At 34.7% G+C, this 13,649-nt stretch carries 12 protein-coding genes; 5 read left to right on the top strand and 7 right to left on the bottom strand.

The genetic code is table 11. The features are described from left to right. Window positions 1-11: 11 nt before the first annotated feature. The 7 genes from FH144_RS08470 to rpmH all read right to left on the bottom strand — a co-directional run bounded on the left by FH144_RS08470 (window position 12) and on the right by rpmH (window position 6,331). On the bottom strand, window positions 12-374 hold the full coding sequence (locus FH144_RS08470; protein ID WP_107507670.1) for a DUF3147 family protein: 363 nt from the start codon (window positions 372-374) through the stop codon (window positions 12-14). 191 nt (window positions 375-565) lie between these two features. Further along, window positions 566-1,405 (bottom strand): nucleoid occlusion protein, encoded by an 840-nt coding sequence (noc, locus tag FH144_RS08465; RefSeq protein WP_107507669.1) that lies wholly within the window; start codon window positions 1,403-1,405, stop codon window positions 566-568. Between the two features lie 45 nt (window positions 1,406-1,450). Then, complete coding sequence (gene rsmG / locus FH144_RS08460; RefSeq protein ID WP_242315093.1) at window positions 1,451-2,173, bottom strand: 16S rRNA (guanine(527)-N(7))-methyltransferase RsmG; 723 nt, start codon at window positions 2,171-2,173, stop codon at window positions 1,451-1,453. After that, window positions 2,173-4,050 (bottom strand): tRNA uridine-5-carboxymethylaminomethyl(34) synthesis enzyme MnmG, encoded by a 1,878-nt coding sequence (gene mnmG, locus FH144_RS08455; protein ID WP_242315091.1) that lies wholly within the window; start codon window positions 4,048-4,050, stop codon window positions 2,173-2,175. The genes rsmG and mnmG overlap by 1 nt, the downstream gene beginning before the upstream one ends. A 111-nt stretch (window positions 4,051-4,161) precedes the next feature. Beyond that, window positions 4,162-5,541, bottom strand: coding sequence for a tRNA uridine-5-carboxymethylaminomethyl(34) synthesis GTPase MnmE (mnmE, locus tag FH144_RS08450; protein ID WP_242315089.1), 1,380 nt, complete (start codon window positions 5,539-5,541; stop codon window positions 4,162-4,164). Window positions 5,542-5,688: 147 nt separating this feature from the next. Further along, the gene (gene rnpA / locus FH144_RS08445; protein ID WP_242315087.1) at window positions 5,689-6,039 is read right to left on the bottom strand and encodes a ribonuclease P protein component; all 351 of its coding nucleotides are present in this window, start codon (window positions 6,037-6,039) and stop codon (window positions 5,689-5,691) included. 154 nt (window positions 6,040-6,193) lie between these two features. Continuing rightward, window positions 6,194-6,331: a 50S ribosomal protein L34 gene (gene rpmH / locus FH144_RS08440; RefSeq protein ID WP_000240855.1), complete on the bottom strand. Its 138-nt coding sequence runs from the start codon at window positions 6,329-6,331 to the stop codon at window positions 6,194-6,196. Window positions 6,332-7,023: 692 nt separating this feature from the next. Here rpmH and dnaA point away from each other — a divergent pair. From dnaA to gyrB, 5 genes are all read left to right on the top strand, one after another. Continuing rightward, a complete protein-coding gene (dnaA, locus tag FH144_RS08435; protein WP_242315077.1) occupies window positions 7,024-8,379 on the top strand; it encodes a chromosomal replication initiator protein DnaA in 1,356 nt (451 codons plus the stop codon). A gap of 309 nt (window positions 8,380-8,688) precedes the next feature. Further along, entirely contained in the window at window positions 8,689-9,822 is a 1,134-nt protein-coding gene (gene dnaN, locus FH144_RS08430; protein ID WP_107507663.1) for a DNA polymerase III subunit beta, read from the top strand. Window positions 9,823-10,215: 393 nt separating this feature from the next. After that, window positions 10,216-10,458 (top strand): S4 domain-containing protein YaaA, encoded by a 243-nt coding sequence (gene yaaA, locus FH144_RS08425; RefSeq protein WP_242315075.1) that lies wholly within the window; start codon window positions 10,216-10,218, stop codon window positions 10,456-10,458. After that, window positions 10,455-11,570, top strand: a complete 1,116-nt coding sequence (gene recF / locus FH144_RS08420) for a DNA replication/repair protein RecF (RefSeq protein WP_242315073.1) — start codon at window positions 10,455-10,457, stop codon at window positions 11,568-11,570. Before yaaA ends, recF begins: the two co-directional genes overlap by 4 nt. 9 nt (window positions 11,571-11,579) lie before the next feature. Further along, window positions 11,580-13,517, top strand: coding sequence for a DNA topoisomerase (ATP-hydrolyzing) subunit B (gyrB, locus tag FH144_RS08415; RefSeq protein ID WP_242315071.1), 1,938 nt, complete (start codon window positions 11,580-11,582; stop codon window positions 13,515-13,517). Window positions 13,518-13,649: the final 132 nt, after the last annotated feature.

Genomic DNA, 13,649 nt, shown 5'->3' with positions numbered 1-13,649 from the left:
GCCTCCAAATATTAATAAATGTGTCTGACTGCAAAAATAGCAATTGAAATAACTAACCAACAAACTAAGGCAAAGATTGTCCCTTGTTTATAATCTCGTTTACTAATATAAATTGATGTTAAAAAAACTGTGATGATACAAGATATTATTCCAATAATTGCGCCTGCACTAAGATGAATAGACATTTGGACGAGTTGGTTTCCACGATGATCTATAGCTAAAGCGATAATTGCTGCAAGGTAGACTGCCGGCAGTGTCGCAATAATACCTCCCATTTTACCGCCTACTTTTTCAGACATAATCGAAGCAAATGCTACTGCAAAACCTCCCATAACGAAATGAAGAATAGCACTTGATATTGATATTCCGAACACTTACAAAACCTTCTTCACTAATTATTAAACGACACGTTTCGTTTATTAATATTGTAAGCCCAAACCTTTATATTGTAAACAACTAATGAAATATTAATAATTTTCAAATTTCTTTATAAACTTCTATTGTCATAAAAAAAGATTCAAATTAAAAGCATTGCGCTCTTAACTTGAATCTCATCTAAAATTATTTACTTTTTATAAATTTTTATCTTAATTTCATAGTAATCATCATGATCTTTATCATTATGTTCTACGTGTATACCTGAATCTTCAATTGCTTGAATACTCTTACCTACTTCATCTCTCGCTTGAGTTATATCTTTCGAGAATTGGAAGGTTTGGGCTTTTACTTTTTCAGGTCCTGTTTTTTGTTTAACACGTGCTTCAGTTTGTTTTACATTTAACTTTTGGCTAATCACTTGCTCGATAAGTTCCTCTTGATCTTCATGTTCAAGAGACAACACGGCACGTGCGTGACGTTCAGTAACCTTACCTTCTCTTAAACGCGTAATAACCTTAGGCGCTAACTTAAGTAAACGTAATTTATTCGCAATAAAACTTTGGCTTTTACCAAGGCTTTTAGCGAGTTCACTTTGTGTCGTTTCTCCAATTTCAAGTAACTTTTTATAAGCTTCCGCTTCTTCAACAGCCGATAAGTTCTCACGTTGGATGTTTTCAATCAATGCGACTACCGCAGTTTGTTCATCATCCATATGGCGAATAATAACATCTGCCTGTGCTTTATGCAGTGATTGAAGCGCTCTAAATCGACGCTCCCCAGCGATAATTTCATACATATTTTCTTCAATCGGACGAACCACGATAGGTTGTAATAAACCATGTTCTTCAATAGATTCTGCTAGTTCATTAATCTTACTTGAATCAAATACCTGTCTTGGTTGATAACGGTTTGGAACGATACGCTCTATTTGAATGGATTCAACACTTGAATTGCGATCTTCTTCAATGTATCCAACGATGTCATCTTTATTCTTTAATCCAAATAATTTTGAAAAAGGTTTTTTCATTATCCATTCACTCCTCTTAAAATTAATTTTAACATGTCATTGCTATTAATTTTCTATTAAAGGAGATTTGTTAGGCGTACCGGGCTTTCTAGGATACTTTTTAGAGGTTTGGCGACGTTTATCGATAATAATCATTTGTCTTTCGCCAGCATCTTCAGGTAAATCGAATGTATAAGAATCGCTAAAGACGCCACCTAATATACCAATCCCAAATTGCGCTTCATTTAATTCTTCTTCTCCTTTTGAAGACTTCAATGCGATGAAATGGCCTCCTTTTCTAACTAAAGGAAGACATAATTCACTTAATACCGTTAATCGTGCTACGGCACGTGCAGTCACTACGTCGTAAGTTTCTCTGTACGGGCCTTTACCAAACGTTTCGGCACGGTCGTGGATGAAACTCACTTGCGTTAATCCAAGTTCAGCTGCTAAATGATTGAGAAACTGAATACGTTTGTTTAGAGAATCTACAATCGTTACTTTTAATTCTGGAAAAACAATTTTCAACGGAATACTTGGAAATCCAGCACCTGCGCCTATATCGCAGAGTATTAATGGTTGGTCAAAATCATAATAAAAGCTTGGTGTGATTGAATCATAGAAATGTTTGAGATAAACTTCATGTTCTTCTGTAATACTTGTTAAATTCATTTTTTCATTCCATTCAACAAGCAACTTATAATAAGTTTGGAATTGTTCTTTTTGTTTATCTGTTAATTCAATTCCATGTTCACTTAATTTCTCAGCTAGCCATTCTGCTCCATTCATTATCTTTCCACCCTTTGTAATTTACCTTGTTCTAAGTATACAAGTAAGATTGAAATATCTGCTGGATTTACCCCGGAAATACGTGAAGCTTGTGCAATATTTAGCGGTTTAACTTCGGCTAATTTTTCACGTGCTTCAGTTGCTAAGCTATCCACTTTGCTGTAATCCAAGTCTTCTGGAATTTTCTTCTCTTCCATACGTTTCACTTTTTCAACTTGTTGCAATGATTTATTGATATACCCTTCGTATTTCGTTTGAATTTCGACTTGTTCTTCAACCGCTTCTGGTAAACGATGGTCTTCTTCTAATATTTCTAAAATTGTATCATAAGTCATTTCAGGACGACGTAATAAATCAATCGCTAAGATACCATCTTTTAATCGTGAACCTCCATTTGCTTCAATAACAGATTGTGTATGGTCATTCGGTTTAATACGTGTATCCGTTAAACGTTGAATTTCGTCTTGAATTTGTTGACGTTTTTCATTAAAACGCGCATAACGTTCTTCACTAATCATGCCTAATTCATAACCAAGATCAGTTAAACGTAAATCTGCATTATCGTGACGTAATAATAGTCTATATTCGGCACGAGATGTTAGAAGACGATAAGGTTCATTTGTACCTTTAGTTACTAAGTCATCAATTAACACACCGATATACGCATCTGAACGGCTTAAGATTTTTTCACCTGTACCTAATACTTTACCTGCTGCATTAATACCAGCCATAATACCTTGACCAGCCGCTTCTTCATATCCTGAAGTACCATTAATTTGGCCGGCAGTATATAAATTCTTAATCGCTTTAGTTTCTAGCGTCGGCCATAATTGCGTTGGCACAATCGCATCATATTCAATGGCATAACCTGCACGCATCATGTCCGCCTTTTCAAGACCAGGAATCGTTTCCAACATTTGACGTTGCACATGTTCAGGCAAGCTTGTAGATAAACCTTGAACGTACACTTCATTAGTATGACGACCTTCTGGCTCTAGGAAAAGTTGGTGTCTAGGCTTATCGTTGAAACGCACGAATTTGTCTTCGATTGATGGACAATAACGTGGGCCTGTACCTTTAATCATTCCTGAATACATCGCAGAAAGATGTAAGTTATCATCAATTACTTGGTGCGTTTTATCATTAGTATATGTTAACCAACAAGGAAGTTGATCTAAAATATACTCAGTTGTTTCGAAACTAAATGCACGACCTACCTCATCGCCAGGTTGAATTTCTGTTTTAGAGTAGTCAATCGTTTTCGCGTTGACACGTGGTGGCGTACCTGTTTTGAAACGTACGACTTCGAAACCAAGTTCTCTTAAATTATCAGCCAATGTGATAGATGGGAGTTGGTGGTTTGGACCACTTGAGTATTTCATATTACCTAAGATAATTTCGCCACGTAAAAATGTACCAGTCGTAATAACAACTGCTTGTGAACGGTATTCCGTACCAATATTTGTACGTACACCTTTAACTTCATTATCTTCTATAATTAATTCATCTACCATACCTTGCATGATATCTAAATTCTCTTCATCTTCAATAACACGTTTCATTTCTTGTTGATAAAGAACTTTATCTGCTTGTGCACGTAACGCACGTACTGCAGGGCCTTTACCTGTGTTCAACATACGCATTTGAATATGCGTTTTATCAATCGCTTTCGCCATTTGGCCACCTAAAGCGTCAATTTCACGTACTACAATCCCTTTAGCCGGGCCACCTACTGATGGATTACATGGCATAAATGCGATATTGTCTAAATTAATCGTTAACATTAGCGTTTTAGCGCCACGTCTAGCTGATGCTAAACCTGCTTCAATACCGGCATGCCCTGCTCCAATGACGATTATATCATATTCTTGAACCACCTTAGTTACCTCCTTCATACTTTCCTAACTTTATAAATGACAATTAAGACTAACCGCCGTCTTAATTTTTTAATATGCTTTACTGTTTTCTATATTTAACGTGTTTCTCGTCTATTTACCTAAGCAGAATTGACTAAATAGTTGATCGATGAGTTCATCACTAGCTGATTCACCAATGATTTCACCTAGAAGTTCCCATGTACGTGTTAAATCGATTTGAATCATGTCCATTGGAATTCCAGACTCAGCTGCATCAATCGCATCTTGAATAGCATTTCTAGCTTGTTTTAATAATGAAATATGTCTTGAATTAGAAACATACGTCATATCTTGGTTCTGCACATCGCCACCAAAGAATAAATCTCTAATTTGAAGTTCTAATTGATCAATACCAGATTGCGTCAACATAGACGTTTGAATTAAAGGCATGTCGCCAATCATTTCTTTTACTTCATCGATATCTAATTTTTGTTCTAAATCGGTTTTATTCACGATAACAATTGCATCTTCATTTTTAATGACTTCATATAACGTACGATCTTCTTGTGTTAACGGTTCGTTGTTATTTAATACAAATAGAATTAAGTCTGCCTCACTTAATGCTTTACGTGAGCGTTCGACACCAATCTTTTCAACGATATCTTCTGTGTCACGAATACCTGCCGTATCGACAAGTCGTAATGGCACGCCACGCACATTGACATATTCTTCTAATACGTCACGCGTCGTTCCGGCGACTTCAGTAACAATCGCTTTATTATCTTGAATAAGGTTATTAAGCATAGATGATTTACCAACATTTGGTTTACCAACGATAACAGTTGAAAGACCTTCTCGCATAATCTTACCTTGTGTTCCTGTTTCTAATAGAAGATTAATTTCATTCTTAATCTTTTTAGACTGTTCGAGTAAAAATTCTGTCGTCGCATCTTCAACATCGTCGTATTCAGGATAATCAATATTTACTTCTACTTGGGCGAGAATTTCTAGAATCGATTGTCTTTGACGTTTGATTAAATCGCTTAAACGTCCTTCGATTTGATTCATTGCCACTTTTGAAGCACGATCAGTTTTAGAACGGATAAAGTCCATAACCGCTTCAGCTTGAGATAAATCGATACGTCCATTTAAGAAAGCACGTTTAGTATATTCACCTGGCTCGGCTACTCTTGCACCGTGTGTCATTGTAAGTTCTAAAATACGATTAATTGTTAGAATACCGCCATGGCAGTTAATTTCAATGATATCTTCACGTGTGAATGTTCTTGGCGCACGTAAGACTGAAATCATTACTTCTTCGACTACTTCGTTTGTTTCTGGATCTATAATATGGCCATAGTTAATGGTATGAGAGTCTACATCTTCTAATTTTTTCTTTCCTTTATATAGCTTGTCTCCAATTTCTATTGCTTGTGGTCCAGATAAACGGACTATACCAATTGCGCCTTCACCCATTGGCGTTGAAATACTCGTTATAGTATCAAAATCCATGATTACCCTCGCCTCCTTATTCAAGTAAATTTTCATTATAATATTGTAATTTTTTTCTTTTAAAATTGCGAATATCTTGATTTAAAATAGCTTAGGTAAGACTTCGGTTTGTCTGATGTAAGACTGACGTATGTCTTAAAACTTTATTTATTTAATCTTTTTATTAAATACCTTCGCAATTTTTAGCACATGTTCTAAGCTGCCCTGAATTTCAAGCGTTGTCATATTTTTTGCAGGATGCCTTGCGATAACAACAATATCTCGTGCGATAATATCTTGTTTATGCACTTTAAAATTCTCTCTAATCGCACGTTTAATTTTATTTCTCGTCACTGCGTTACCTAACTTTTTAGAAACACTAATTCCTAAGCGAAAATGTTCATTATTACTATTGTAGGTATAAACTACAAATTGTCTATTAGCTACTGATTCCCCCTTTTTATAAATGGTTTGGAAATCACTATTCTTTTTAATACGGTATGCCTTCTCCACGCTCACATCACTCGCTTATATTATTCTCTACATTTATTTATCTATTTAAATTATCTATGGGGGTAGAACGGAATTCTAAGTTCTATATTAATTATTTTCTATTATCTAGCCTTTAATCGTCATTCAAACGAAAAAAAAGACCACTGAGAAGTCAGTGATCTTATGCTGATAAAACTTTACGGCCTTTACGACGACGACGCGCTAAAACTTTACGGCCATTTTTAGTGCTCATGCGTTTTCTGAAACCATGAACTTTACTATGTTTACGTTTATTTGGTTGATAAGTACGTTTTACCATGCAAAACACCTCCATCTACATATTTATCCAGATCATTAGCAATTCTAATGAACCTGATTATTTTAATAGATAAATTATACTTTCTGATATCAGAATTCTTGATTTAATTAAATTTTATCTAGTCATAATTCAAGCAACTACTACAATATAACAAATTACCATTTATAAAGCAAGCAGCTTTTTAATTGAACGCATGATTTTATTTAAAAAGTAAACGAAAGCCTTTTTTTAATATTTATACATTTTTATTTTCTTGTTATAACGACGTTTTATTCATTTCCGATACATAGTTTATAAATTATTTCCCAGAGCTGTTATAGTACATTTTTTGATTTTCAAAAATTTAAGGAAAAATTATCCACTTATTCACATATAAGATCTGAAATACTGTGGATAATCATTGTAATATTCACAACATTATACCTGATTTAACAACATATTCACACCCATTTGACATCTATCTCGGTTAAAAAGTATAATTATGTGGATAAGTCGTCTAACTCGTTATTTTTATAGGATTTATTTATTGATTTTGTATGTATCGATAGTGTGAATAAATCATAGCATAAATAAAGTTATCCACCGAATGTTATTAACTTGTGGATAATTATTAACATGCTGTGATTATTTTTATCCACTGGGTCAAAATTCTGTGTATAAGTCTTAAATTTATAGAAAGATGGAGTTTATATATGTCAGAACAAGAAATTTGGAAAAAAGTATTAGAAGTTGCTGAATCAGAAATTTCACGAACTACTTTTAATACGTTTTTAAAAGATACAGAGCTTAAAGAAATTCGTAACAATATAGCATATATCTTTGTAATCCATGAATTTTACGCTGATTGGCTAAATTCTAATTATAAAGAAGTCATACAAACAATCATGAAAGATATTATCGGTTATGAAGTTGATCCTACATTCTTAACGGCAGAGCAATTAGCTGAATTAGATGAAACAAGTCGTAAACCTAATAATGCCAGCAAACCACAGCCACATATCATCGAAGATCACCACGAAGGCACTGATCAATTCAACACACATAATACATTCGATACTTTCGTTATTGGACCTGGCAACCGCTTCCCACATGCAGCAAGTCTAGCTGTTGCTGAAGCGCCGGCTCAAGCTTACAACCCATTATTTATTTATGGTGGCGTTGGTTTAGGTAAGACGCATCTAATGCATGCAATTGGTCACCACGTGTTAAGCAATCAACCTAATGCCAAAGTGCTATATACATCAAGTGAGAAATTCACAAATGATTTCATTAAGTCTATTCGTAACAATGAACCTGAAGCATTTAGAGAGAAATATAGAAATATTGATGTTCTATTAATTGATGACATTCAATTTATTCAAAATAAAGAACAGACTCAAGAAGAATTCTTCCATACATTCAATGAACTACATCAAAATAAAAAACAAATCGTTATTTCAAGTGATCGTCCACCAAAAGAAATTTCCAAACTAGAAGATCGTTTACGTTCACGCTTTGAATGGGGCTTAATCGTTGACATAACGCCACCTGACTATGAAACACGTATGGCAATTTTGCAAAAGAAAATCGAAGAAGAGAATCTAGAAATTCCTGCAGAATCGCTTAATTACATTGCGAATCAAATCCAATCAAACATTCGTGAATTAGAAGGTGCCTTAACGCGTCTACTCGCTTATTCAAAACTTCAAGGCAGACCTATTACAACTGAGTTAGCAGCGGAAGCACTTAAAGATATTATTCAAGTTCCTAAATCTAAAAAGATTACCATTCAAGATATCCAAAAAGTGGTTGGACATTACTATAACGTGCGTATTGAAGACTTTAGTGCTAAGAAGCGTACTAAATCAATTGCTTATCCACGTCAAATAGCAATGTATTTATCTAGAGAACTTACTGATTTCTCACTTCCTAAGATTGGTGAAGAGTTCGGAGGCCGCGACCATACTACGGTTATTCATGCTCATGAAAAAATTGCAAATGATATTAAAGCAGACAGTATCTTTAAACAGGAAGTAGAAGATTTAGAGAAAGAAATACGTAATCAATAGATAAAAATTCTTATAAATTGATTAACTGTTGTATAACAGATTACATCTTATTAAAGTGGGAAATAAAAATAGTGGAAAATTGAGCTTCATTTTAGACTTAAAAGAAGTTAAGTCGTCAAAATCACATTTAACGTAATTGTGGATAATGTTTAAAAGTAATACACAGCATCAACAGTTTATCCACATGTGTATAACTTTGGCATATCTAGATTTTTTCGACATATCCACTAATCCACAGGACCTACTACTATTACTATGAATTTAAAACCTATATAATTATATATAAACGACTGGAAGGAGTTTAAATTAATGATGGAATTTACAATTAGAAGAGATTATTTTATCAATCAATTAAACGATACATTAAAAGCCATCTCACCAAGAACAACTTTACCAATTTTAACAGGTATCAAAATTGATGCTAAAGATAATGAAGTGATTCTTACTGGTTCAGATTCTGAAATCTCAATTGAGATCACAATCCCTAAACAAATCGATGGAGAAGATATTGTTACTATTGCTGAAACAGGTTCAGTAGTACTTCCTGGTCGTTTCTTTGTAGATATTATTAAAAAATTACCAGGTAAAGATGTTAAATTATCAACGAATGAACAGTTCCAAACACTGATTACATCAGGTCATTCTGAATTTAACTTAAGTGGATTAGATCCAGATCAATATCCATTACTACCTCAAGTATCACGTGATGACGCAATTCAATTATCAGTAAAAGTATTAAAAAATATCATTGCGCAAACAAATTTCGCAGTGTCCACCTCAGAAACACGCCCAGTATTAACTGGTGTTAACTGGCTTATACAAGATAATGAATTAATATGCACTGCGACCGATTCACACCGCTTGGCTGTAAGAAAATTAAAATTAGAAGATGAGTCTGAAAATAAAAATGTCATTATTCCAGGTAAAGCATTATCTGAATTAAATAAAATTATGAGTGACAATGATGAAGAAATTGATATCTTCTTCGCTTCAAACCAAGTGTTATTCAAAGTTGGTAATGTAAACTTTATCTCACGTTTATTAGAAGGACATTATCCAGATACAACTCGTTTATTCCCAGAGAATTATGAAATTAAATTAGGAATAAATAATGGCGAATTCTACCATGCGATTGATCGTGCATCATTACTTGCACGTGAAGGTGGTAATAACGTGATTAAATTAAGTACTGGTAACGATATCGTGGAATTATCTTCAACATCTCCTGAAATTGGTACTGTAAAAGAAGAAGTTACAGCAACTGATGTTGAAGGTGGCAACTTGAAGATTTCATTCAACTCTCGCTACATGATGGATGCATTGAAAGCCATTGATAACGATGAAGTCGAAGTTGAATTCTTCGGTACAATGAAACCATTTATTTTAAAACCTAAAGATGACGATTCAGTCACACAATTAATTTTACCAATCAGAACATATTAGGAATAAAACAATATTTTCTGTTTAAGACCTTGGCATTTCAATTAAGACAATGTCATGGTCTTTTTTATTTTCACTTGAAAATCATTTACAAGCCCTCTCAGCCATTCAATAAGACGTAAATGTTAGCATTCTGTGGGTAAGTTACGTTTTAATAATTTATAAGCTAAAATACCCCTTAAAATTAAAAATTTAAGTTTTTAACCACACGTGCTTTATAGCGACCTCATTTTCAAAACCTAAAAAGTAGCTTTAAATAGACTAAATAGCTTCTTCTTTCCTCCAAAAAGTGAAATATTGAAAATATATTATAAAGTAAGCGGTTTCGCATTCCATTTTAAATGAAATTTACTCCCAAAAAAGGTATAATATATTAATGACACATAAAGAAACGGAGTGATTATTTTGGTTCAAGAAGTTGTAGTTGATGGCGAAATCACGTTAGGTCAATTTCTAAAAACAGAAGGCATTATAGAATCAGGTGGGCAGGCGAAATGGTTCCTACAAGATTTTGAAGTCTTACTTAATGGTGAACGTGAAACACGTCGCGGTAAAAAACTAGCTGACCAAGATCGAATTGATTTCCCTAATATTCCTGAAATTGATTCTGTAATCATTATTCACCAAGGTGAACAATGAAGCTTAAGACACTCCAATTAGAGAATTATCGTAACTATGAGAATGTTACGTTAGATTGTCATCCTGAAGTAAATATTCTTATCGGTGAAAATGCCCAAGGGAAGACAAATTTACTTGAATCAATTTATACGCTAGCTTTAGCTAAAAGCCATCGTACGTCTAATGACAAGGAGCTTATACGATTTAATGCAGAGTATGCTAAAATAGAGGGTGAGCTAAGTTATAGACACGGTACGATGCCACTAACGATGTTTATAACTAAAAAAGGTAAACAAGTAAAAGTGAACCACTTAGAACAAAGTCGACTAACACAGTATGTTGGACATCTTAACGTGGTTCTTTTTGCGCCAGAAGATTTAAATATTGTTAAAGGTTCTCCTCAGATCAGAAGACGCTTCATTGACATGGAATTAGGTCAAATTTCTGCGGTTTATTTAAATGATTTAGCTCAATATCAACGTATCCTTAAACAAAAGAATAATTATTTAAAACAATTACAGTTTGATCATAAAACAGATACGACAATGTTAGAAGTCTTAAACCAACAGTTTGCGCAATATGCACTAAACGTGACTTTAAGACGTGAGCATTTTATTAAAGAGCTAGAGTCGTTAGCTAAGCCGATTCATGCAGGAATTACGAATGAGCGTGAAACGTTGTCACTGAAATATTTACCAAGCATTAAATTAAGTGATACGAATAAGGATAAGAGTGAGTTATTAGACGAGGTCATTACCTTGTTAAATGACAATATTCAACGTGAAATGGATAGAGGCGTATGTTTGTATGGGCCACATAGAGACGACTTAGGTTTTAACGTCAATGAGATGGATGCCCAAACATATGGTTCACAAGGGCAACAACGGACGACTGCCCTATCTATTAAATTAGCAGAAACCGAATTAATGAATATTGAAGTAGGAGAATATCCCATCTTGCTGCTAGATGATGTACTTAGCGAGCTTGATGATTCTCGTCAGACGCATTTATTAAGTACGATTCAACATAAAGTACAAACGTTTGTAACGACGACTTCAGTAGACGGCATAGATCATGAAATTATGAATAATGCTAAGCTCTATCGAATTAATCAAGGTGAAATTATTAAGTAATAGAAAGTGATGGTGAATACATTGTCAGATGTAAACAACACGGATAATTATGGTGCTGGACAGATACAGGTATTAGAAGGCCTGGAAGCGGTACGTAAAAGACCTGGGATGTATATTGGGTCAACCTCAGAGAGAGGATTGCACCATTTAGTATGGGAAATTGTCGATAACAGTATTGATGAAGCCCTTGCCGGCTACGCTGATCAAATCGAAGTCATTATTGAAAAAGACAACTGGATTAAGGTAACTGACAATGGTCGTGGAATTCCTGTTGATATTCAGGAGAAAATGGGTCGTCCAGCAGTTGAGGTTATCTTAACAGTACTTCACGCCGGTGGTAAATTCGGCGGTGGCGGATATAAAGTTTCTGGTGGTCTACACGGTGTAGGTTCATCAGTAGTTAACGCCTTGTCTGAAGATTTAGAGGTTTATGTCCACCGTAACGAAACGATTTATCATCAAGCATATAAAAGAGGTTTACCTCAATTTGATCTTAAAGAAGTAGGTAGCACAGATAAAACAGGTACAGTGATTCGTTTTAAAGCTGACAGTGAAATTTTCACAGAGACAACAGTTTATAACTATGAAACACTTCAAAAACGTATCAGAGAGCTAGCATTCTTAAATAAAGGTATTTCAATCACATTAAGAGATGAACGTGAAGACGACGAAGAACAACGTGAAGATACGTATCATTATGAAGGCGGTATTAAATCTTACGTTGAATTACTTAATGAGAATAAAGAGCCGATTCACGAAGACCCAATCTATATTCATCAAACTAAAGATGACGTAGAAATTGAAATTGCTATGCAATATAACGGTGGCTATGCGACAAACCTATTGTCTTATGCGAACAACATTCATACATATGAAGGCGGTACGCATGAAGATGGTTTCAAACGTGCATTAACACGTGTGTTAAATAGCTACGGCACGCAAAGTAAAATCATCAAAGACGAGAAAGACAGATTATCTGGTGAAGATACACGTGAAGGCTTAACAGCGGTCGTATCAATCAAACACGGTGACCCTCAATTCGAAGGACAAACTAAAACAAAACTAGGTAACTCTGAAGTCCGTCAAATCGTGGATAAACTGTTCGCAGAGTACTTCGAACGTTTCTTATATGAGAATCCTAGCGTAGCAAGAATCGTCGTGGAAAAAGGGATGATGGCCTCACGTGCGCGTGTAGCGGCTAAAAAAGCGCGTGAAGTAACACGCCGTAAATCAGCCTTAGAAATCTCAAGTTTACCTGGTAAGCTTGCAGACTGCTCTAGTAAAAACCCTGAAGAAAGTGAAATCTTTATCGTAGAGGGTGACTCTGCCGGGGGGTCTACAAAAGAAGGCCGTGACTCTAGAACACAAGCCATTTTACCGTTAAGAGGTAAAATCTTAAACGTTGAAAAAGCCCGTTTAGATCGTATTCTAAACAATAATGAGATTCGTCAAATGATTACTGCATTTGGTACTGGGATCGGTGGCGAATTCGACATTTCTAAAGCACGTTATCATAAAATCGTGATTATGACCGATGCCGATGTCGATGGTGCGCATATTAGAACATTGTTATTAACATTCTTCTATCGTTTCATGCGTCCACTTATCGAAGCGGGATATGTCTATATCGCACAACCACCATTATTCAAGTTAACTCAAGGTAAACAAAAATATTACGTCTTTAACGATCGTGAATTAGATAAATTGAAATCAGAATTAAATCCGACACCTAAATGGCAAATTGCCCGTTATAAAGGTTTAGGAGAAATGAATGCCGACCAATTATGGGAAACTACAATGAACCCTGAAAATCGTATGATGTTACAAGTAAAACTTGAAGATGCGATAGATGCCGACCAAACATTTGAAATGTTAATGGGCGACGTCGTTGAAAACCGTAGACGCTTTATCGAAGACAATGCAGTCTATGCAAACTTAGATTTCTAAGAGATTACTTGTTAATTATTTAGGTTGAATCTTAATCGTTTAAGCTCTGAAGCTAATCAATAATGATTCAACCTCACTCTATAAACAACAGTTACGACAGTCTTACTAAGTTATGAATGAACTGATTACAGA

It is taken from the genome of Staphylococcus sp. acrmy, assembly GCF_022690565.1.
Taxonomy (GTDB): Bacteria; Bacillota; Bacilli; order Staphylococcales; family Staphylococcaceae; genus Staphylococcus; species Staphylococcus caledonicus.
Note: the sequence above shows the minus strand (reverse complement) of the source record. Positions and strands in the feature narration are given on the sequence as shown.